This is a genomic window from Pseudomonas sp. RL_5y_Pfl2_73 (genome assembly GCF_963970515.1).
GTDB lineage: Bacteria > Pseudomonadota > Gammaproteobacteria > Pseudomonadales > Pseudomonadaceae > Aquipseudomonas.
On the sequence record NZ_CAXAPD010000014.1, the window covers coordinates 78,520 to 98,607 of the forward strand.

18 protein-coding genes and 1 pseudogene are annotated in these 20,088 nt (G+C 60.2%); 11 read left to right on the top strand and 8 right to left on the bottom strand.

Translation table 11 applies throughout. The features are described from left to right. Positions 1 to 125: 125 nt before the first annotated feature. The 4 genes from sucC to AACY42_RS15565 all read left to right on the top strand — a co-directional run bounded on the left by sucC (position 126) and on the right by AACY42_RS15565 (position 4,734). Positions 126 to 1,292 carry an ADP-forming succinate--CoA ligase subunit beta gene (gene sucC, locus AACY42_RS15550; RefSeq protein ID WP_003179235.1) on the top strand — a complete coding sequence of 389 codons (1,167 nt, stop codon included), beginning with the start codon at positions 126 to 128 and terminating at the stop codon, positions 1,290 to 1,292. Next, positions 1,292 to 2,176, top strand: a complete 885-nt coding sequence (gene sucD, locus AACY42_RS15555) for a succinate--CoA ligase subunit alpha (protein ID WP_014339581.1) — start codon at positions 1,292 to 1,294, stop codon at positions 2,174 to 2,176. Before sucC ends, sucD begins: the two co-directional genes overlap by 1 nt. A gap of 351 nt (positions 2,177 to 2,527) precedes the next feature. Continuing rightward, positions 2,528 to 3,841: a branched-chain amino acid transport system II carrier protein gene (gene brnQ / locus AACY42_RS15560; protein WP_339480618.1), complete on the top strand. Its 1,314-nt coding sequence runs from the start codon at positions 2,528 to 2,530 to the stop codon at positions 3,839 to 3,841. Between the two features lie 155 nt (positions 3,842 to 3,996). After that, on the top strand, positions 3,997 to 4,734 hold the full coding sequence (locus tag AACY42_RS15565; RefSeq protein WP_339480621.1) for a DUF599 domain-containing protein: 738 nt from the start codon (positions 3,997 to 3,999) through the stop codon (positions 4,732 to 4,734). A gap of 72 nt (positions 4,735 to 4,806) precedes the next feature. On the opposite strand, the gene AACY42_RS15570 is transcribed toward AACY42_RS15565, so the two are convergent. Continuing rightward, complete coding sequence (locus AACY42_RS15570; protein ID WP_339480623.1) at positions 4,807 to 5,076, bottom strand: hypothetical protein; 270 nt, start codon at positions 5,074 to 5,076, stop codon at positions 4,807 to 4,809. A 157-nt stretch (positions 5,077 to 5,233) separates the two neighbouring features. On the opposite strand from AACY42_RS15570, the gene AACY42_RS15575 reads away from it, so the two are divergent. Further along, on the top strand, positions 5,234 to 5,710 hold the full coding sequence (locus AACY42_RS15575) for a PaaI family thioesterase (RefSeq protein ID WP_339480625.1): 477 nt from the start codon (positions 5,234 to 5,236) through the stop codon (positions 5,708 to 5,710). After that, positions 5,707 to 6,168, top strand: coding sequence for a PaaI family thioesterase (locus tag AACY42_RS15580; RefSeq protein ID WP_339480627.1), 462 nt, complete (start codon positions 5,707 to 5,709; stop codon positions 6,166 to 6,168). Before AACY42_RS15575 ends, AACY42_RS15580 begins: the two co-directional genes overlap by 4 nt. 5 nt (positions 6,169 to 6,173) lie before the next feature. Here the strand turns inward: AACY42_RS15580 and AACY42_RS15585 are convergent, their stop codons facing one another. Next, positions 6,174 to 7,061 carry a DMT family transporter gene (locus AACY42_RS15585; protein ID WP_339480630.1) on the bottom strand — a complete coding sequence of 296 codons (888 nt, stop codon included), beginning with the start codon at positions 7,059 to 7,061 and terminating at the stop codon, positions 6,174 to 6,176. A 54-nt stretch (positions 7,062 to 7,115) separates the two neighbouring features. On the opposite strand from AACY42_RS15585, the pseudogene AACY42_RS28640 reads away from it, so the two are divergent. From AACY42_RS28640 to AACY42_RS15595, 3 genes and pseudogenes are all read left to right on the top strand, one after another. After that, positions 7,116 to 7,298 (top strand): annotated as a pseudogene (locus tag AACY42_RS28640) (PaaI family thioesterase); the annotation flags it as partial. Positions 7,299 to 7,385: 87 nt separating this feature from the next. Then, positions 7,386 to 9,290: a molecular chaperone HtpG gene (htpG, locus tag AACY42_RS15590; RefSeq protein WP_339480633.1), complete on the top strand. Its 1,905-nt coding sequence runs from the start codon at positions 7,386 to 7,388 to the stop codon at positions 9,288 to 9,290. Between the two features lie 69 nt (positions 9,291 to 9,359). Continuing rightward, entirely contained in the window at positions 9,360 to 10,088 is a 729-nt protein-coding gene (locus AACY42_RS15595) for a dienelactone hydrolase family protein (RefSeq protein ID WP_339480636.1), read from the top strand. Between the two features lie 260 nt (positions 10,089 to 10,348). On the opposite strand, the gene AACY42_RS15600 is transcribed toward AACY42_RS15595, so the two are convergent. Beyond that, complete coding sequence (locus tag AACY42_RS15600; RefSeq protein WP_339480639.1) at positions 10,349 to 11,209, bottom strand: pirin family protein; 861 nt, start codon at positions 11,207 to 11,209, stop codon at positions 10,349 to 10,351. A 126-nt stretch (positions 11,210 to 11,335) separates the two neighbouring features. Here AACY42_RS15600 and AACY42_RS15605 point away from each other — a divergent pair, with 126 nt between their 5' ends. Further along, positions 11,336 to 12,352 (top strand): amidohydrolase family protein, encoded by a 1,017-nt coding sequence (locus AACY42_RS15605; RefSeq protein ID WP_339480641.1) that lies wholly within the window; start codon positions 11,336 to 11,338, stop codon positions 12,350 to 12,352. A gap of 135 nt (positions 12,353 to 12,487) precedes the next feature. Beyond that, positions 12,488 to 12,952, top strand: coding sequence for a DUF3859 domain-containing protein (locus tag AACY42_RS15610; RefSeq protein WP_339480643.1), 465 nt, complete (start codon positions 12,488 to 12,490; stop codon positions 12,950 to 12,952). Positions 12,953 to 13,048: 96 nt separating this feature from the next. On the opposite strand, the gene fabB is transcribed toward AACY42_RS15610, so the two are convergent. From fabB to AACY42_RS15635, 5 genes are all read right to left on the bottom strand, one after another. Continuing rightward, a complete protein-coding gene (gene fabB / locus AACY42_RS15615; protein WP_339480645.1) occupies positions 13,049 to 14,269 on the bottom strand; it encodes a beta-ketoacyl-ACP synthase I in 1,221 nt (406 codons plus the stop codon). Positions 14,270 to 14,280: 11 nt separating this feature from the next. Next, entirely contained in the window at positions 14,281 to 14,796 is a 516-nt protein-coding gene (gene fabA, locus AACY42_RS15620; protein ID WP_003204400.1) for a 3-hydroxyacyl-[acyl-carrier-protein] dehydratase FabA, read from the bottom strand. A 248-nt stretch (positions 14,797 to 15,044) separates the two neighbouring features. Next, positions 15,045 to 16,946: an ATP-binding protein gene (locus tag AACY42_RS15625; protein ID WP_339480647.1), complete on the bottom strand. Its 1,902-nt coding sequence runs from the start codon at positions 16,944 to 16,946 to the stop codon at positions 15,045 to 15,047. Beyond that, complete coding sequence (locus AACY42_RS15630) at positions 16,943 to 17,875, bottom strand: ABC transporter substrate-binding protein (RefSeq protein ID WP_339480649.1); 933 nt, start codon at positions 17,873 to 17,875, stop codon at positions 16,943 to 16,945. Before AACY42_RS15630 ends, AACY42_RS15625 begins: the two co-directional genes overlap by 4 nt. Then, positions 17,876 to 19,999 (bottom strand): TonB-dependent receptor plug domain-containing protein, encoded by a 2,124-nt coding sequence (locus AACY42_RS15635; protein ID WP_339480651.1) that lies wholly within the window; start codon positions 19,997 to 19,999, stop codon positions 17,876 to 17,878. Positions 20,000 to 20,088 lie beyond the last annotated feature (89 nt).

The window sequence follows — 20,088 nt, forward strand, 5'->3', positions numbered from 1 at the left end:
CTGGACGCAGCCTTGCGTAGCCGAACCGGTTGACTGGAACGCTACGCAAGCAGCAGTCACAGGTGGTGCGGCACCAGAACGGTGCAGCACCGAATGCGCAGTACCTAACGAAGACGGTAATAAGCATGAATCTTCACGAGTATCAGGGTAAGCAGCTGTTCGCTGAGTACGGCCTGCCAGTATCCACCGGTTACGCGGTAGACACCCCGGAAGCGGCAGCAGAAGCTTGCGACAAAATCGGCGGCAGCGAATGGGTTGTCAAAGCCCAGGTTCACGCCGGTGGTCGCGGTAAAGCGGGCGGCGTCAAGCTGGTTCGCAGCAAAGAAGACGCCAAAGCCTTCGCACAGCAGTGGCTGGGCAAGCGTCTGGTGACTTACCAGACTGACGCCAACGGTCAGCCAGTCACCAAGATCCTGGTTGAATCGTGCACTGATATCGCTAAAGAGCTGTACCTGGGCGCTGTCGTTGACCGTTCGAGCCGCCGCATCGTGTTCATGGCTTCCACCGAAGGTGGCGTGGACATCGAGAAAATCGCTCACGATACCCCTGAGAAAATCCTCAAGGCCACTATCGATCCACTGGTTGGCGCACAGCCATTCCAGGGTCGCGAGCTGGCATTCCAGCTGGGCCTGGAAGGCAAGCAGGTCACTCAATTCGCCAAGATCTTCGTAGGTCTGGCCAAGCTGTTCCAGGACCACGACCTGGCGCTGCTGGAAGTGAACCCGCTGGTGATCAAGGCCGACGGCGACCTGCACTGCCTCGATGCCAAGATCAACATCGACGCCAACGCCATGTACCGTCAGCCAAAGCTGAAGACTTTCCACGATCCGTCGCAAGACGATCCGCGCGAAGCGCACGCTGCCAAGTTCGAACTGAACTACGTAGCCCTGGAAGGTAACATCGGCTGCATGGTCAACGGTGCCGGCCTGGCCATGGGTACCATGGACATCGTCAACCTGCATGGCGGCAAGCCAGCCAACTTCCTCGACGTGGGCGGTGGTGCTACCAAGGAACGCGTAACCGAAGCGTTCAAGATCATCCTGTCCGACACCAATGTCGCTGCAGTACTGGTCAACATCTTCGGCGGCATCGTTCGCTGCGACATGATTGCCGAAGGCATCATCGGCGCCGTGAAAGAAGTTGGCGTGAAAATCCCGGTTGTTGTTCGCCTTGAAGGCAACAACGCTGAGCTGGGCGCTAAAGTACTGGCAGAAAGCGGTTTGAACATCATCGCTGCAACCAGCCTGACCGACGCTGCTCAACAAGTTGTCAAAGCTGCGGAGGGCAAATAATGAGCGTCCTGATCAATAAAGACACCAAGGTTATCTGCCAGGGTATTACCGGTTCGCAAGGTAGTTTCCACACCCAGCAAGCCCTGGAATACGGCACCAAGATGGTTGGCGGCGTAACGCCAGGCAAAGGCGGCACCGAGCACCTGGGCCTGCCAGTGTTCAACACCGTGAAAGACGCTGTAGCCGCCACTGGCGCCACCGCCAGCGTGATCTACGTTCCAGCGCCTTTCTGCAAGGACTCCATCCTTGAAGCGGCGTTCGGCGGCATCAAGCTGATCGTCTGCATCACCGAAGGCATCCCGACCATCGACATGCTGGAAGCCAAGGTCAAGTGCGACGAGCTGGGTATCACCCTGATCGGCCCTAACTGCCCAGGCGTGATCACTCCAGGCGAATGCAAGATCGGCATCATGCCAGGTCACATTCACTTGCCAGGCAAGGTCGGTATCGTTTCCCGTTCCGGCACCCTGACCTACGAAGCTGTCAAGCAGACCACTGACGCCGGTTTCGGTCAGTCGACTTGCGTCGGCATCGGCGGTGACCCGATCCCAGGCTCGAACTTCATTGACATCCTGAAGCTGTTCCAGGAAGACCCGAAGACCGAAGCGATCGTCATGATCGGTGAGATCGGCGGTTCGGCTGAAGAAGAAGCGGCTGCCTACATCAAGGCCAACGTGACCAAGCCGGTTGTTTCCTACATCGCTGGTGTGACTGCTCCTCCGGGCAAGCGCATGGGCCATGCTGGCGCAATCATCTCTGGCGGCAAAGGCACTGCAGACGAGAAGTTCGCTGCACTGCAAGACGCAGGCGTGAAAACCGTGCGTTCGCTGGCAGACATCGGCAAGGCCCTGGCCGAGCTGACTGGCTGGGAAATGAAGAAGTAAGCTTCGGCTGACTTTTTTGTTCCAGCAACAAAGGCCACCTTCGGGTGGCCTTTGTCGTTTCTGGCACTGTGGAAACAAGGCCTTGGTCCCACAGATAAATCCACTTGCCACAGGGGCTTCGCAGGAAAATAGATACGCAAACGCGACACACGAACGTCGTGCATCGGATAGTTAGCCCCTTTACAGTGCGTTTTCTCGCTAAATTCGTTAGGCTAGCAGCCATTTTTGCGACCGCTGCCCACAAGGAAGCGCCGCGCTAAACGGGTCGGTCCCATACGGATCGGCAGCATTTCCCTCTACCCATAAGGGAAATCCCTCTCTAAATTCCGATTCAGTAGTGTGGTTTCCTTAATGAAAGTGTTGAAAGGCCAGGATGTCCTGGCGCTTGGTTTCATGACATTTGCCCTGTTCGTCGGGGCCGGCAACATCATCTTCCCGCCTATCGTCGGTTTGCAGTCCGGACCTCATGTCTGGATGGCGGCGCTGGGCTTTTTGATCACGGCGGTCGGGCTGCCGGTCATCACGGTCGTTGCACTGGCCAAGGTGGGCGGTGCGATGGACGCCTTGAGCAGCCCCATCGGCAAGCTCGCCGGTGGTGTACTGGCGGCGGTGTGCTACCTGGCCGTCGGCCCGTTGTTCGCCACGCCGCGTACCGCCACCGTTTCGTTCGAAGTCGGCCTGGCGCCGTTGACCGGTGAAAGCCCGCTGGCACTGTTCCTCTACAGCGCAGTGTATTTCCTGCTGGTGTTTTTCATCTCGCTCTACCCGGGCCGCCTGCTGGACACCGTCGGACGCTTCCTCGCGCCATTGAAGATCATCGCCCTGGCTGTGCTCGGCATCGCCGCGTTTGCCTTGCCCGCAGGTGATATTGGCGTGGCGACCCCCGAGTACATCGCGGCGCCGTTCTCCCAAGGGTTCATCAATGGCTACCTGACCATGGATACCTTGGGCGCCTTGGTGTTCGGCATTGTCATCGTCAACGCGATCCGTTCCCGGGGCGTCGAGTCGCCAGCCTTGATCACCCGCTATGCGATCATCGCCGGGCTGATTGCCGGGGTGGGCCTGGCGCTGGTCTACGTCAGCCTGTTCCGCCTGGGCTCGGGCAGCCATGAAGTGGCTGCGGGCGCGACCAATGGCGCCGCGGTGCTGCATGCCTACGTGCAACACACCTTCGGCAGCCTGGGCAGCGGTTTCCTCGCTGTGCTCATCTCCCTGGCATGCATGGTAACCGCGGTCGGCCTGACCTGCGCCTGTGCCGAGTACTTCAGCCGTGTCCTGCCGCTGTCCTACAAGACCTTGGTCGTGATCCTGGCCGCCTTTTCGCTGCTGGTGTCCAACCTGGGCCTGACCAAGCTGATCGCCTTCTCGATTCCGGTCCTCACCGCGATCTATCCGCCGTGCATCGTCCTGGTGGCCCTGAGCTTCTGCAAGGACTTCTGGCACGAGCAGGGGCGCATCGTTGGCCCGGTGATGCTGGTGTCGTTCCTGTTTGGCCTGATCGATGCGCTCAAGGGCGCCGGGCTGGCGGACTGGATGCCGACGCAACTGGCCCACCTGCCGCTGAGCGAGCAAGGCCTGGCCTGGCTGGTGCCTTCGGTGATGACCCTGGCGGTCGCGGTGGTGTGCGATCGCCTGCTGGGCAAGCGCAGCGAGGCGTTGGCTTAAGCGGCCTACTGGCAGATCCATCAGCAAGAACTGAAATGCCCCGTATCAATCGATACGGGGCATTTTTTTTGAGTGCCGTGTCTTTTTCCGTGGGCTCGCTCCCACAGGGTTCGCTGATACCATTGCCACCGATTTGTTTCGTCACAGGAAGTCGAATGTCATTCATCCAAGCCAACCTGATCCATCTTCTCGCCGGTGCCTGGTTCATCATCTGCTGGGGCGGTTACACCCGTTATGCCACCTGGAAAGCTCGCGACACCGCCTGCCTGGCCAGCGTGATGCACCTGTATCGCGAAGACTGGATGCGCCGCATGCTGCTGCGTGAGAACCGTATCGCCGATGCCAGCGTGATCGGCAACCTGGAGCGCAACGCATCATTCTTCGCCTCCAGCACACTGATCATCCTGGCCGGTATCCTGACGGTGCTCGGGGCGTCCGATCGGGCGGTGTCGTTGTTGGCGGACCTGCCGATGGTGCAACAGGCTTCCCAGGGCATGGCGGAGGTCAAGTTGCTGTGCCTGGCCTTGGTGTTTGTGTATGCGTTCTTCACGTTCAGCTGGTGCATGCGCCAATACAACTTCGCGGCAGTCCTGATTGGCTCGGCGCCGATGATCGGTGAGCGCCATGTGTCGGAGCAGGAACGCAAGGCCTTTGCGCTAAGGGCGGCACGGGTGATTTCCATGGCGGCCAACCAATTCAACTTCGGCCTGCGCTCTTATTATTTCGGCATGACCATGTTGGCGTGGTTCGTCAGCCCCTGGTTATTCATGTTGATGAGTGCTGGCGTGGTGTTCGTGTTGTATCAGCGCGAGTTTCACTCCGATGTGCTGGACGTGATGGTCTATACCCCCACGGATGCGCCAGTGCCCGAGGTTGGCAAGGAAGCGGCCTGATAGCCGGCGCCTCCAAATCGCAGGCAAAAAAAACCCGCACCAGGCGGGTTTTCTTTTGCCGCTAAAACCGTATTAGTTGGTTTTAGGCGCTTCAGGCGCTTCAGGCGCAGGCGCAGGAGCTTGTTCCTGCTGAGCGGCGCTGTTCGATTCAGACTGAGCTTTGGCAGCTTCGGCGTTTTCTTTCGCCGCGTCGTTCACTTTATCCTGTGCTTTGTTCATGTCTTGCTGAGCTTGCTCGGCGTGTTGTTGGGCATCTTGAGCTTTGTCCTCGGATTTTTTATCGCAGGCAGCGAGGCCGAGGGAGGCGGCCAACATCAAGGCAATAGCAAAGGTCTTACGCATGGGGTGTTTCTCCTTATGGAAATAACTACTGGCCTTTTGAACACCACCCCTCGGATTAAGTTCCTGTTGCGTAACAGATATATAACTTTGCACTGCAATGGAACTTTGTGCATCGCGCCTGTTGTCAGGTCTCGTCACTCATTGGAGCGTTAATCGAATGGCCGCAGACCCCGTTTTTGAGCGTGCGACACGCTTTCTATCCGCACTCAGGCATTGCCAGGTGCTGGGCTTGAAGCTGCACAGTGCCAGTCGTGACGGGCTGACGGTCATCCTGCCGTTCAGCCCGCAAATCGTCGGCAATCCCCTGACGGGCATCATCCACGGCGGGGCGTTGACCTCATTGATGGACACCGCGTGTGGCATGTCGACCTTATGTGTGTTGCCACAATTCGAAGTCTGTCCCACCCTCGACCTGCGCATCGACTACATGCACGCGGCCGAGCCCCACAAGGATGTCTACGGCTTCGCGCAATGCTATCGGGTGACCCCGGACGTGATCTTCACCCGGGGTTTCGCCTACCAGGACGACCCCGAGCAACCCATCGCCCATGTGGTGGGTACATTCATGCGCCTGGGCCAGCATGCCAGGGGAATAGGGAAGGGCGGCTCGATGACCGCTGTGGGCCAACCATGACCGATACCCTCCAGGAACAACTGCGCCGTGCCTGCGAGCAGGGCGACTACGCGTTGCTGCTCGCCTCGATCCCCTATGCCCAGCTCATCGGCGTCGAATGCACGCGCCAGGGCGACGACTTGTTGTTTCGCCTGCCGGCCAACAAAGACAACATTGGTAACCCTTTACTGCCGGCCATCCATGGCGGCGTCATCGCCGGTTTCATGGAACTGGCTGCTGCAGTGCATCTGTTGATCGCCACTGGCACGCCGGGCGTGCCAAAAATCATCGATTTCTCCCTGGATTATCTGCGCACCGGGCAGTTTCGCGACACCTATGCCAAATGCCAGGTCTGGCGCCAGGGCCGACGGGTCGCCAACGTCGCGATCACCGCCTGGCAAGACGTCGAGGCCGAACCCATCGCCACTGCCCGGGCACATTTCAAGATCCAGGAACCGTCAAAACCGGATTGCCCTTGAGCTGATCACTTTGAGCTCGGCGAAATTGACGATGGCATGCCCTTTTGTTCGACCCGGAAGGTCAGATAGTTTGAGGCGAAGATAATCACTGCGCCGACCAATACCCAAATTTCAAGAGGCTCGCCGTAGAGAAAAAAACCAACGACGGCAATGAGCGGCACCCTGAAAAAATCAATCGGGATGGCAATGGAGGCTTCCATGATGCTCAGTGCCTTGGCCATAGCGAAGTGCGCACCTAAACCCGTTATGCCTAACAGCAGGATCCAGGGGATGCAGGCGAGCGTAGGTGTACGCCATTGTGCCAAGGATAGACCAAGGCCCAAGGGCAATTGTAGAAGCACCATCCAGATCACGATGATGGTGGGACTGCTGGTCAACGTCAGTTTTTTCACCATGATGATGGATGTTGCGTAGCCCATGGCGGCCATAAGAACGATAAATGCGGCGGGTTCAATGCTACCAAGGCCGGGCCTTAGAACGACCAGGACCCCCAGGAAACCGCCGATGGCGGCGAATACCCTCGTGGTGGAGAGTTTTTCCTTCAAGAATAGAAACGCCAGGAGGGAAACCCATATCGGGGTGGTGAACTCCAGAGCAAAGACCTTAACCAACGGAAGCGATGCCACGCCGATGGTCCAGGCATATTGTCCGGCGAAGTGAACCGCGTTCCTGCCAATCTGCAGACCCAGGTCGTGGGTTTGTTTGAGCTTGGTGCGTTGTTGGTAAATAACCGGAAAAATAATGATCAATCCGACCAAGGACCTGAAAAACAGGATCTCGAAGATCGACATGAATTTGGAAAGCTCTCGGGCCGCGACGGCCATGCCTATGAATGAAAGCAGGCTTGCTGCCATCCATAATGCTCCACCTAACGGCAGCTTTACCTGATGCATTGATGCTCCTTTTTACTCAGCCATTGTTCTTCGTGAACTGCCGTCTGGTATTAAAGCAGCGATTATCTGTGGCTCAGGCAGTTTCTTCGCAACACATTCCCCCAGTACCCGGCCAGGTGCCAGAGGCGGGTCGCCAACGTCGCGATCACCGCCTGGCAAGACGTCGAGGCCGAATCCATCGCCACTGCCCGGGCACATTTCAAGATCCAGGAACCGTCAAAACCGGATTGCCCTTGAAATCATCAACGTTGCCCCCACCTTGAGGATATCCCGCCGCCAATCTCAGCGAGGCGGACACCACCATCCACTTGGAGTTTGATGACCATGAGCGTGGAAACTCAAAAGGAAACCCTGGGCTTCCAGACCGAGGTAAAGCAACTGCTGCACCTGATGATTCACTCGCTGTATTCCAATAAGGAAATTTTCCTTCGCGAGTTGATTTCGAACGCCTCTGACGCTGTCGACAAATTACGTTTCGAAGCCCTTTCCAAGCCTGAATTGCTGGAAGGCGGCGCTGAGCTGAAAATCCGTGTGAGCTTCGACAAGGACGCGAAAACCGTCACCCTCGAAGACAACGGCATCGGCATGAGCCGCGAAGAGGTGATCACGCACTTGGGCACCATCGCCAAGTCCGGCACCGCCGATTTCATGAAGAATCTGTCCGGCGATCAGAAGAAAGATTCCCACCTGATCGGTCAGTTCGGCGTCGGCTTCTATTCCGCGTTCATCGTCGCCGACCAGGTCGAAGTGTTCAGTCGCCGTGCCGGCCTCGCTGCGAGCGAAGGCGTGCACTGGTCGTCTAAGGGCGAGGGCGAGTTTGAAGTCGCCACCGTCGACAAGGCTGATCGCGGTACCCGCATCGTGCTGCACCTCAAGTCTGGCGAAGACGAGTTCGCCGATGGCTGGCGCCTGCGCAACATCATCAAGAAGTACTCCGACCATATCGCGCTGCCAATCGAGCTGCCGAAGGAAGTCACCGCTACCGAAGGCGAAGAAAAGCCTGAAGTGGAATGGGAAACCGTCAACCGCGCCAGTGCCTTGTGGACCCGTCCGCGCACCGAGGTGAAAGACGAGGAATACCAGGAGTTCTACAAGCACATCGCCCATGACTACGAGAACCCGCTGAGCTGGAGCCACAACAAGGTCGAAGGCAAGCTGGAATACAACTCGCTGTTGTACGTGCCGGCCCGTGCACCGTTCGACCTGTACCAGCGCGAAGCGCCACGCGGCCTGAAGCTGTACGTGCAGCGTGTGTTCGTGATGGACCAGGCCGAATCGTTCCTGCCGCTGTACCTGCGCTTCATCAAGGGCGTGGTGGATTCCAATGACCTGTCGCTGAACGTTTCGCGGGAAATCCTGCAGAAAGATCCGATCATCGACTCCATGAAGTCGGCACTGACCAAGCGCGTGCTGGACATGCTGGAAAAACTGGCGAAGAACGAGCCCGAGCAGTACAAGAGCTTCTGGAAAAACTTCGGCCAGGTCATGAAAGAAGGCCCGGCCGAGGACTTCGCCAACAAAGAAAAAATCGCCGGCCTGCTGCGCTTTGCGTCGACCCAGGGTGACGATGGCGAGCAAGTCGTGGGCCTGGCCGATTACCTGGCCCGTGCCAAGGAAGGCCAGGACAAGATCTACTACCTGACCGGTGAAACTTATGCACAGGTCAAGAGCAGCCCGCACCTGGAAGTCTTCCGCAAGAAGGGCATCGAAGTACTGCTGCTGACCGACCGCATCGACGAGTGGCTGATGAGCTACCTCAGCGAGTTCGACGGCAAGAATTTTGTCGACGTGGCGCGTGGTGACCTGGACCTCGGCAACCTGGATTCGGAAGAAGACAAGAAAGCCGCCGAAGAAGTCGCCAAGAGCAAGGAAGGCTTGGTTGAGCGAATCAAGACGGCCCTGGGCGAGGCGGTCAGCGAAGTGCGTGTCTCGCACCGCCTGACCGACTCCCCGGCGATCCTGGCCATCGGTGAGCAGGACCTGGGCCTGCAAATGCGCCAGATCCTCGAAGCCAGCGGCCAGAAAGTCCCGGACTCCAAGCCAATCTTCGAATTCAACCCGGCCCACCCGCTGGTGGAAAAACTCGACAACGAGCAGAGCGAAGAGCGTTTCGGCGATCTGTCGCACATCCTCTTCGACCAAGCGGCCCTGGCGGCTGGCGACAGCCTGAAGGACCCGGCGGCGTATGTGCGTCGCCTGAACAAGCTGCTGGTTGAACTGTCAGCTTAAGCAAGTGTAGAAAAAACCCGCTTCGGCGGGTTTTTTCATTTCTGGTGTTCAGTCAAAAAGGAGTCCGTCATGAGTCAGGTTACGGTTCGTTCGCTGGTCTATCAGATCGAAGGGCAACGTTATGAAGGTCGTCTGGCCTTCGACGTCAATCAGCAGGGGCTGCGCCCAGGTTTGCTGATGGCGCCGAACTGGATGGGGGTTGGGGCGGGCGCCGAGGACATCGCCAGGTCGGTGGCGGCCAACGGTTATGTGGTGTTGATCGCCGACCTGTACGGGCAGGTGGTCCGCCCGAGCAATGCCGATGAGGCGGGGGCGGCGATGATGCCCCTCAAGAACGACCGGGCCCTGTTGCGCAAGCGCATGCAGGCGGCGTTCGAGCAACTGCAGAGCCAGGGCGAAGCGCAGGTCGACGCTTCCAGGCTGGCCACGTTCGGTTTTTGCTTCGGTGGCTGCTGCGCCCTGGAACTGGCCCGTAGCGGTGCACCGCTGAAGGCGGCGATTTCCTTCCACGGCACCCTGGATACACCGAACCCGACCGATGCGCAGAACATCAAGGGCGTGGTGCTGGCCATGCATGGCGCCTCGGACCCGCTGGTGCCGAAAGAGCAGCTACCGGCTTTCGAAGATGAAATGAACGCCGCCGGGGTGGATTGGCAACTGCTGAGCTACGGCGGTGCGGTGCATTCGTTCACCGACCCGCAGGCGAATGTGCCGGGCAAGACGATGTACAACGCGAAGGTCGCCGGACGGGCGTTCAGGTCGATGCATAACTTGTTGGATGAAGTGTTCAGGGGCTGAATACTCCAAGTAGAACCCGTGGCGAGGGAGCTTGCTCCCGCTGGGTCCGTAGGAACTGTGTAGCAACTGTAGGAGCTGTGTAGGAGCTGTCGAGTGCAACGAGGCTGCGATCTTTCCCCAAACACTTGAATCTCAAACGAAAGATCAAAAGATCAAAAGATCAAAAGATCAAAAGATCAAAAGATCAAAAGATCGCAGGCTTCGCCAGCTCCTACAGGGCCATGCGTGAGCAAGTTTCCCCGCCACAGGCTGTTGTGACTCTAGGGTAATTCGATCCGCTCACTTTCCCCTGGCACCGTCGGCCAGTCCCCAGCCGCCCAGCGCCGGCGGGCTTCATCGATCCGGGCCGGGTCGCTGGCGACGAAATTCCAGTTGATCCGTCGCGGCCCATCCAGTGGCGCACCGCCGAACAACACGGCATGGCAGTCACTGTCGGCAAACAGCGTCATTTCTTCCCCTGTCGGCAATATCACCAAGGCGTGAGCCTGCACCGGCTCGCCGTCCAGTAACGCCTCGCCGCTCAACACATACAGGGCCCGCTCTGCATGCTCGGTGGGGATCAGCAGCGTCGTTGCGGTTTGCAGCTTCAATTCGGCATAAAGCGTTGGCGACAGCACCGGTACCGGCGATTCCAGGCAAAAGCCTGACCCGGCGATCATCCGGATGCTGACCCCCAGGTTCTCGCTGACCGGCAGGCTGTGTGCCGGGTGATGACTGTAGTGCCCGGGGCCCTGTTCGTGGGCCTTGGGCGAGGCCAGCCAGACTTGCAACCCGTGCATGACGAATGCACTGCCCAGCGATGACTCGGGCGTGCGCTCGACGTGGGCGATGGCGCTGCCGGCGGTCATCCAGCTGACATCCCCGGCGTCCACCACTTGGTCGGAACCCAGGCTGTCCTTGTGCTGGAGTTTTCCTTCGAACAGGTAGGTGAGGGTGGACAGGCCGATATGCGGATGCTGGCGGATGTTCATGCCTCTGCCGGTCGGGTAGGTGGTTGGCAGCATGTGATCGAAGAACACGAAGGGCCCGACGCTGCGACATTTGGCGGACGGCAGCGGGCGAAGAATTGGCTGGCCTTCGACATCTTCGGCGCGGGGGCGAACGGTCAGGGGAGTGCTCATGTTGTCTTCCAGGTTGAACAACGGTTGCCCGAAGCATACCCCGTCGCCGGCAGACGCGGCGAATGCGCCTTGAACCTAGGTGGGATGGTTAGGGTCTACGCTGTTCAAGGCTTCTGGAGACTGCCCGTGCCCCTGACCCGTTTAATCTGTGCCTGGCTGCTGGTTGTTTTCAGCAGCGGTGCCGTGGCTCGCGAATATGCCTACAGCGATGCGCACCTGCATTACGTCGATTTTTTCCAGGAAACGGCCGGTATGCCCAAGTTGCTCCAGGCGATGGCGGACAATCGCATTGAGCATGTGATGATTTCCGGTGTGCCGGTGGCCAAGAAATGGCATGAGGACGAGCCCAAGCGTCCGCGCTATTACGCCGGTGACGATGCCGATGCCTATTGGTACAGCGCCACCGACGTGATTGTCGCTGCGGCGGTGAGCAAGCTGACCGACGAACAGCGCCGGCACTTTCATCCGTTCCTGTCGGGCTTCAATCCCAACGACAAGAACTCCGCCGCCCATATCCAGCGCATGCTCGATCTCTACCCGGGTTTGTGGCAAGGCATCGGCGAGGTCTTCACTCGCCATGACGACCTGACGGCGCTGACCTCGGGCGACACCCCGCGGGCTAACAATGAAGCCATGACGCAGATCTATCACCTGGCGGCCGAGAACGACCTGCCGGTGATGCTGCACTCCAACATCACGTCCAAGCGTGAGAAAAATCCGCTGTACCTGGCAGAAATCGAGGAGCCGTTGCGCAATCATCCGCACACGCGCTTTATCTGGGCCCACGCCGGTACCAGCATGGAGATCCATCGCCACCAGACCCGCCTGGATTTTCTGTTGCCGACCCTGACCCGCATGCTTGAGACCTACCCCAATCTGTACATCGACCTGTCCTGGAGCGTGCTCACACCGTATTTGCTGGATGAGGCGGGCAAGCCCCGGGATGAGTGGGTAACGCTGGTGGAGCGCTTTCCTGGGCGCTTCATGGTGGGCTCGGATGTCGTCGGGCGGTTCAACAAGTTGGGCAGGGAGCTGCGCAGCTTCGATCCGTTTCTGGATGCCTTGCCCGAAGACGTGGCTCGGAAGGTGGCGCGGGATAACTTTTTAGCGGTGTTGTGTGGGAGCAAGGCTTGCCCGCGATGAAGACGACGCGGTTGAGGAGAAAACCAGGTGCCTGCATCGCGAGCAGGCTTTGCTCCCATAGGCCAACGTCGCTTTGTCATCAGCCTGTCACCCCCGCGTCATACCCTCGCGCTCATCTCAATCAAGGAGCGCACTATGCACCTCACCCGTTCAAGCGCACTGGTCGCGCTGTTGTTGACCTGCGGCCTGGCACAGGCCGAAGTCCGTGTCGAAGGCTCGGTGGAGTATGGTGTTTTCGAAGGGCCGCAAGCCGAGTTGCAGTCGGGAGAGCGGGTCCTGCGGCGCAGCAACGAGCAGATCCGTCAGACCGAAAGCGTGCCGGCGAAGCTAGGGACCAAGTTCGGCATGCGCTACCAGTTGGCCGGCAAGGTCGCGGATGACCAGCCGTTGACCTTGTTGTACTTCACCCCCGGCATCCGCACCCCCGATGGCGTGCGCCACGATAAGTTCGAGGTGATCCAGAAACTGGTACCGGGTGCGCCTCAGGATGTCATGGCCTACGAATTCACCGAAAGCCACGAAGTGGTGCCGGGGGAGTGGCGGTTCATGGTGTTCCAGGGGGATCGGCTGTTGACGCAGCAGCGGTTCGTCGTGCGCTGAGCTCCAGGCCTCATGTGCGGGCTTGGGCATATTTGCCAGGCCAAAAAACGCCCCGAACCAGTCGGGGCGTTTTTGTGTGCGGCGTAACGGTGGGGCTTACTTGCCCTGCCAGCGCTTCAGTACCAGGGTGGCATTGGTGCCGCCGAAGCCGAAGCTGTTGCTCATCACGGTATTGATGGTGGCGTTTTCGCGAGTCTTGCTCAGGATTGGCAGGTCGGCCACTTCTGGATCGAGCTCGTCGATGTTGGCGGAGCCGGCCATGAAATTGCCTTCCATCATCAGCATGCAGTAGATCGCTTCGTGAACGCCGGCGGCGCCCAGGGAGTGACCCGACAGGCTCTTGGTGGAGCTGATGGCCGGGGCCTTGTCGCCGAACACTTCGCGCACACCTTTCATTTCCGCGACGTCGCCGACCGGAGTCGAGGTGCCGTGGGTGTTCAGGTAGTCGATCGGTGTGTCGACGGTGGACATGGCCATCTGCATGCAGCGGATGGCGCCTTCGCCGCTTGGGGCGACCATGTCGTAGCCGTCGGAAGTGGCGCCGTAGCCGACGATTTCCGCGTAGATCTTGGCGCCACGGGCCAGGGCGTGTTCCAGTTCCTCGACCACGACCATGCCGCCGCCGCCAGCGATGACGAAACCGTCACGGTCGGCATCGTAGGCGCGGGAAGCTTTTTCCGGCGTCTCGTTGCGTTTGCTGGACAGGGCGCCCATGGCGTCGAACAGGAACGACTGGCTCCAATGTTCTTCTTCACCACCGCCGGCGAAGACGACGTCCTGCTTGCCCATCTGGATCTGTTCCATGGCGTTGCCAATGCAGTGGGCACTGGTGGCGCAGGCAGAAGCGATGGAGTAGTTCAGGCCCTTGATCTTGAACGGCGTGGCCAGGCAGGCGGAAACCGTGCTGCTCATGGTCCGCGTGACGCGGTACGGGCCAACGCGCTTGACGCCTTTTTCGCGCAGAATGTCCAGCGCTTCCATCTGGTTCAAGGTGGAGGCGCCACCGGAGCCGGCGATCAGACCGGTGCGCGGGTTGGAAACCTGCTCTTCGGTTAGCCCGGAGTCAGCGATGGCGTCCTTCATGGCCAGGTAGGCGTAAGCCGCCGCGTGGCCGACGAAACGGTAGATCTTGCGATCGATCAGCTCTTCGAGGGGAAGGTCAATGGAGCCGGAAACCTGGCTACGCAGACCCATTTCGGCATATTCCGGGTTGAACCGGATGCCAGGGCGACTTGCACGCAGGTTAGCGGAGACGGTCTCTTTGTCATTGCCCAGGCACGAAACGATGCCCAGACCAGTGATAACGACGCGGCGCATGCGGATAACCCTTAGAAGTTGTCAGTGGAGGTGAAAACGCCGACCCGGAGGCCTTCGGCGGTGTAGATCTCGCGACCATCCACGGCAACCGAACCATCGGCAATGGCCATGTTCAGCTTGCCCTTGAGGACGCGTTTGATATGAATGTTATAGGTGATTTTCTTGGCCGTCGGCAGGACCTGACCAAAGAACTTCACTTCGCCCGAGCCCAGGGCGCGACCTCGACCCGGCAGGCCTTGCCAGCCGAGGAAGAAACCGACCAGTTGCCACATGGCGTCCAAGCCCAGGCAGCCCGGCATGACCGGGTCACCTTCGAAGTGGCAGGCGAAGAACCACAGGTCCGGAGTGATATCCAGTTCGGCGACCAATTCACCTTTGCCGTACTTGCCACCCTCTTCGCTGATATGGGTGATGCGATCCACCATCAGCATGTTCGGGGCGGGCAGTTGCGCGTTACCTGGGCCGAACAGCTCACCGCGACTGCAGCGCAGTAGATCTTCCCGGGTAAAGGCGTTTTGTTTGGTCATGCGAGCTCCTCAATAGTCCCATGCGGCAGGGTGGGGCAAATCTTCCCGGCCGATCGAAGCGTTCACGCCTCGAATCGACAGCTTACTCATAGACTATTGCGTTGTAGTGAAAGTCACAGCACACGGGAAATGAATGTACACCTGTGCACTGAAATTTTTATTCAAGCCCCAATAGAGGCTTGTTCGGGTGCCTAAGACTGCCGCACTTTCGCCTTTCACGCCAGTCACAGATGGTCCAGTGGCCTGTTCTAACTCGCCCAGCGCTGCAGAATCTGCTGTAGGTCGTTCCTTTTGAACGGCTTGGCCAGGTAATCGTTCATGCCCGCCGCGAGGCAGGCTTCGCGGTCACCCTGCAACGCGTTGGCCGTCAGGGCGATGATCGGTACCTCACCGCAACCCGGCAACTGACGGATCTGCCGCGTGGCTTCGTAGCCATCAAGGATGGGCAAGCGGCAATCCATGAGGATCACTTCGAAAATCAGGCTTTCGGCGCTGCGTACGGCCTGGGCGCCATCGGTGGCGACGCTGACGGTGAAGCCCAGGCTGCGCAGCATGGCTTCGACCACCGTCTGGTTGACCGGATTGTCTTCCACCAGCAGTACATTACGGCCTTCGCCATCGCCGTTGCCAACGGGCAGCCGCGGCGCCCGGGTCGGTGGTGTCTGGCGCGACAGGGCCAGCGGGATCTCGAGGGTGAACACCGAGCCCTGGTCTTCTTCGCTTTGGGCCCGCAGCGTCCCACCCATGCGCTCGGCCAGGGTGCGGGCGATCGGCAGGCCCAGGCCGGTACCGCCGTAGCGCCGGGAGATCGAATTGTCGGCCTGCTGGAAGGCGTCGAACATGCGCTCCAGGCTCTCGGCCGGGATTCCGATGCCACTGTCGCGCACCGTGCAGGTGAACCACAGCAGTTCGTGGTCCAGGGCCTGCCACTGGCATTGCACGGTGACACGGCCTTGCTCGGTGAATTTCAGTGCATTGCCGATCAGGTTCACCAGGATCTGCCGTATCCGCGTTGGATCGCCCTGGACCTGCAAGGCCAGCATGTCGTCCGGCAGCATCAGGTCCAGGCCCAGCTTGCGCTGCGCGGCGCTGTGCTGGAACGACTGCGCGCAACTGCTCACCAGCTCTGCCAGGTTGAACGGGATGTGCTCCAGCTCCAGGGCCGAGCGTTCGATGCGCGAGAAGTCGAGGATGTCGTTGATCACCTTCAGCAGGTGTTCGGTGGATTCCGACGCCAGCGCCGTGTACTCGTGCTGCTCGTCCGTCATACGGGTGGTTTCCAACAACTGCAGCATGCCCAGTACGCCGTTCATGGGCGTGCGCAGTTCATGACTCATCATCGCCAGGAACTCGGACTTGGCGCTGTTGGCTTTTTCCGCTTCTTCGCGGGTCTTGATCAACTGCGCTATGGCCTGGTGCTGTTCGCGGCTGGCTTGCCCCAAGCCATCGGCCAGGTTGTTGATGTGCCGCGACAAGGCCCCCAACTCGGTGTCATCGACGATGGGCAGGGGGGTGCTGTAGTCGCCTTGCTGGATGGCCTTGACCGCGTTGCCGATGTCGCGGATTGGTCGGGACAGGTTGCTCGCCAGCCGGCGCGCCACCAGGAAGGTGAACAGCAGGGCGAACAGCGCCAGGATCGCCGCCTTGAACAGAATCTCTTGTTGCCGCTGACTGAACGCGTCACTGGACATGCCGACGATCACGCGGCCCAGGTAATCTTCGCCGGAGGCCTCCGCGGATGTGCTGTTGCCCTGCAGGAAATCATTGTTCAGGGCGATGCGCTGCAGGCGTACTGGGGCCTGGAAGACTTCGACCTGCTGGGCACGGCTGCGGGTTTGCTCGGGTTGTTCGACGTACACCAGGACCTTGTCGGTGCTGTCCTGGACCTCCAGGAAGCGCACGTGTGGGGTCGCCAGGGTGGCGGCGAGCAGGCTTTCCAATACTTCGTTGTTGCCGGAAATCACCCCGTACTCCGTGGCAGGGGCCAGTTGGTTGGCGATCAGTTGCCCGGTGTGATTGAGTTCCTGGCGCAAGTCCTGGATCCGCACGAAGGTAAAGAAACTGATCAGCAGCACGGTCAGCAACAACGCTGGGCCGAGGGCGATGAGCTGGGTACGGGTGTTGATGTCCCAACGGCGACGCAAGGTCATGGGCGGTGTTCTCCTTCGGCCAACGTTGCCGCGACGGATTCGGCGTCAATCGGTTCGATCCCCAGTGAGCGGGAGACCTGCCGGTTGCCCAGGACCTTGAAACGGTCCGGATACAGCGTGCGTGGCCAGGTCGTGGCGGGGCGGTCGAGCAACTCGTCGAGAATCGCCAGCCAGTCTTGTTGGTCGCTATAGGTGCTGGCCAGGCTGCCAGCCTTGACGAATGCGGCGCTAGGCCCGATCAGGGCGCGTTGCCGGGCGTAGCTGCTGAGCAAAAGGTTCTTCACGGTCTTGGGGTTGTACAAGTCGGGGTCATCGAGACCCAGCAGCACGTCGCTCTGGCCCAGCAGGTTTCGTAGGGGGCGGCTGTCGCGGGTGTCGTCCCAGCGTTTGCTGACAATGGTCAGGCCCAACGGTGCCGCGGCCTGTTGAATGTCCCTGAGCAGGAATTCACTGTGGGTGTCGTAAAGCACGCCGACCCGGCGCACTTGCGGCAGGATGGCGCGGATCAGCCGCAATTGCCGCGCCATCGGTGGATCGCTCCACAGTAGGCTCAGTCGCGCGGGCGTCGCCTCGCCCAGGCGATCGCGGGCTTGCTGGCGGCTGATGCGCAGTACCAGGGTGGCTGGGCCCTGGGGGTCTTTCAGGCGCCACTCCAGGCTGGGCAGGTCAAGCAGGACCAGGCGGGTATTGCTTGGCAACTTGTCTGGCGCTGGCAGGTTGGCCACTGGCGTAAACCGCACACTGTCTTCCGGGCGCAGGGTTTTCAGGGCCTGGGTGAAAGATTGCACACCGGGGCTGTCCTCGGCGCCGGTCAGCAGGATATCGGCGGCCCGGGCCTCGATGGTTGCCAGCCAAGCGGCAAACACCAGGCATAGGGCCAGCGTCAGGCGGCCATGAAATGGCGTCTTGCGGGGTGGGCGTCGGGACATCTAGAAAGACAACTCCGCGCTGAAGTACACGACATGGCGGGAGTCGTAGCGGTTATCGATAAAGGTGGTGGGCTGGTTGTCCAGGCGCTGCTGCAGGACACCCGCCAGTTCCAGGCTGGCCTTGCCCAAGGGAATGCGCCGGGCGAGGCGGGTGTCCACCCGTTCGTAGCGATAGCCATTGAGGGCGTCGGCGGCGTAATAGAACAGCGCACTGTTCCAGCCTTGGCCCCAGTCCCGTAGCCAGCCGGCCGAACCGCTGTTGCGGGCGGTCAGTTGTTCGTCGAGGGGATTGCTGGCCTGGGCGTCGACATAGGCATAGGTCAGGCGTAGGCGGTCGGCGCGGGTGATGCGCCAGTCGAACTGGGTTTCAGCCCCGGAAAATTGCGATTCGTTGCTGTTGCTGGCGATGTACTGATTGTTGCGCAACGGTTCGCTGATCATGCCGGTGATTTCGTCATGAAACAGTTTTACGTCGACCGCCAGCCCCAAGTCCACGAAATAACCGTTGTAGCCCAGTTCCCGGGAGCGCATGTGCTCTTGTTCCAAATTGCCCGGGCCACGGGTCTGGACGAAGTAACGGGCACTGCTCTGGCCGAAGGCAGGGGGGTGCAGGTTGGTGACCTGATAGCTCCAGTTGACGTTGTTCTCGAACATGTCCGGGGAGCGCACGGCTTCGGAGTACACCGCCCGCAGGCCGTGGCGCGGGGTGATCAGGTAGTTGACCGCGACCCGTGGGGTCAGCGAGCTGCCGGTCAGGCGGGTGTCTTCGAACATCGCGCCGCCCTGCAGCAACCAATGCTCGGTGGCCCGCCATTCGAGCTGGCCGAACAGACGCCAGGTGGTGTCGTCCAGGGTGCCATTGAAATAAGTCTCCGAGTCGGCCCGGTCATAGCGATAGTTGGCGCCGGTGACCAGTCGCAGGCCGTCGGACAGGCTCAGGGTGTCCTGGATCTCCAGGTCGTAGCGCGATTCCCGGGCGCTCTGGTTGATATCGCCGCACAGGGTTTGCGAGGCGCCGTTGCGCCACTGGTCGAGCACCTGATTGGCCAACGCCTGTTCCTGCGGCGTGCCGGCTGGCGCGCCGCTGCTGACGTAGCTGGGGATATTGCGTGCCAGCTTCTCGGCATAGTTGGGGTTGAGCTGCCACAGGTCGGTCAGTTGCGGGCTGAAAGATACCTCGGCGTCGCAGGCGCGCCAGGTCTGCTGGCGATCCCAGTGCTGGATCGAGCCCTGTACATAAAGACTGTGGTTGGGGTCCAGGTCCAGGTTCCAGCGCAGCGAGCCGGCGTAGTCCTTGGCGATGACGTCAGAATTGTCGCCAGCGGCTGTAATCCCAGCGAACACTGGGTGGTAGGTGTAAGGCCGCTGATTGGTTCCGTCCTTGGCGTTCAGTTGCCAGTCGATGCTCTGGCGCTCGTCCAGGGTCTGGCTGACGGACAGGTTGAAGCGGTTCAGGCGACGGCTGTCGCGGTAATCGGCGCCGTTGCGGTCGCTGTCAAAGCCATCGTCTTCCTGGCCGGACAGCGACAGCCGCAGGTCGCCACCGTCCCAGCCGCTGCCCTGGCTGGCGTACCAGTCGCTGACGCCGCGCTGGCCACGGGTGATTTTCAGCCGGGTGCCGTGGCTGTCGGCCGGGGTTCGGGTGATGATGTTGACCACCGCCATCAGCGCGTTGGCGCCGTAGCTGACGGTGTTGGGGCCGCGGAAGACTTCGATCCGCTCGATGTCTTCCATGGCCACCGGAATATCGCTCCAGTCCACCGTGGCCAGGCCGGCGCGGTATACCGAGCGGCCGTCGATCAGCACTTGCATGCGGCGGGCTTCGCTGGCGTTGGTGCCATGGTAGTTCACGGCAGCCTGGTTGCCGCTGATGTTGCCGACCATCATGCCCGGCACCAAGCGTAGCAGTTCGCTGATATCGCGGGCGCCGCTGGCCTTGATCAACTCGCTGTCGAGCACGGTCATGCTGCCTGGCACTGCCGCGGGTGATTGCTTGAGGCGCGTGGCCGTCAGCACTTGGGGCATGGGCTGGCTGTCCACGAACAGGTCGGCGCCCAGCACTGACGGACTGATGATCAGTGCCAATAGCAGGGACGAAACTGGACGGGAAGGGCCAACGAACACGGTACAGCCTTTGAGAATGGGTGAATGACGGGCATGTTAACCGAGCTGAACGACTTTTCCATTCGCGTTGACAGCATTTTCCTAGGAAT

Coding starts and splice junctions, on each gene's coding strand:
- sucC (WP_003179235.1), top strand. CDS start 126: ATGAATCTTCACGAGTATCAGGGTAAGCAGCTGTTCGCTGAGTACGGC.
- sucD (WP_014339581.1), top strand. CDS start 1,292: ATGAGCGTCCTGATCAATAAAGACACCAAGGTTATCTGCCAGGGTATT.
- brnQ (WP_339480618.1), top strand. CDS start 2,528: ATGAAAGTGTTGAAAGGCCAGGATGTCCTGGCGCTTGGTTTCATGACA.
- AACY42_RS15565 (WP_339480621.1), top strand. CDS start 3,997: ATGTCATTCATCCAAGCCAACCTGATCCATCTTCTCGCCGGTGCCTGG.
- AACY42_RS15570 (WP_339480623.1), bottom strand. CDS start 5,076: ATGCGTAAGACCTTTGCTATTGCCTTGATGTTGGCCGCCTCCCTCGGC.
- AACY42_RS15575 (WP_339480625.1), top strand. CDS start 5,234: ATGGCCGCAGACCCCGTTTTTGAGCGTGCGACACGCTTTCTATCCGCA.
- AACY42_RS15580 (WP_339480627.1), top strand. CDS start 5,707: ATGACCGATACCCTCCAGGAACAACTGCGCCGTGCCTGCGAGCAGGGC.
- AACY42_RS15585 (WP_339480630.1), bottom strand. CDS start 7,061: ATGCATCAGGTAAAGCTGCCGTTAGGTGGAGCATTATGGATGGCAGCA.
- htpG (WP_339480633.1), top strand. CDS start 7,386: ATGAGCGTGGAAACTCAAAAGGAAACCCTGGGCTTCCAGACCGAGGTA.
- AACY42_RS15595 (WP_339480636.1), top strand. CDS start 9,360: ATGAGTCAGGTTACGGTTCGTTCGCTGGTCTATCAGATCGAAGGGCAA.
- AACY42_RS15600 (WP_339480639.1), bottom strand. CDS start 11,209: ATGAGCACTCCCCTGACCGTTCGCCCCCGCGCCGAAGATGTCGAAGGC.
- AACY42_RS15610 (WP_339480643.1), top strand. CDS start 12,488: ATGCACCTCACCCGTTCAAGCGCACTGGTCGCGCTGTTGTTGACCTGC.
- fabB (WP_339480645.1), bottom strand. CDS start 14,269: ATGCGCCGCGTCGTTATCACTGGTCTGGGCATCGTTTCGTGCCTGGGC.
- fabA (WP_003204400.1), bottom strand. CDS start 14,796: ATGACCAAACAAAACGCCTTTACCCGGGAAGATCTACTGCGCTGCAGT.
- AACY42_RS15625 (WP_339480647.1), bottom strand. CDS start 16,946: ATGACCTTGCGTCGCCGTTGGGACATCAACACCCGTACCCAGCTCATC.
- AACY42_RS15630 (WP_339480649.1), bottom strand. CDS start 17,875: ATGTCCCGACGCCCACCCCGCAAGACGCCATTTCATGGCCGCCTGACG.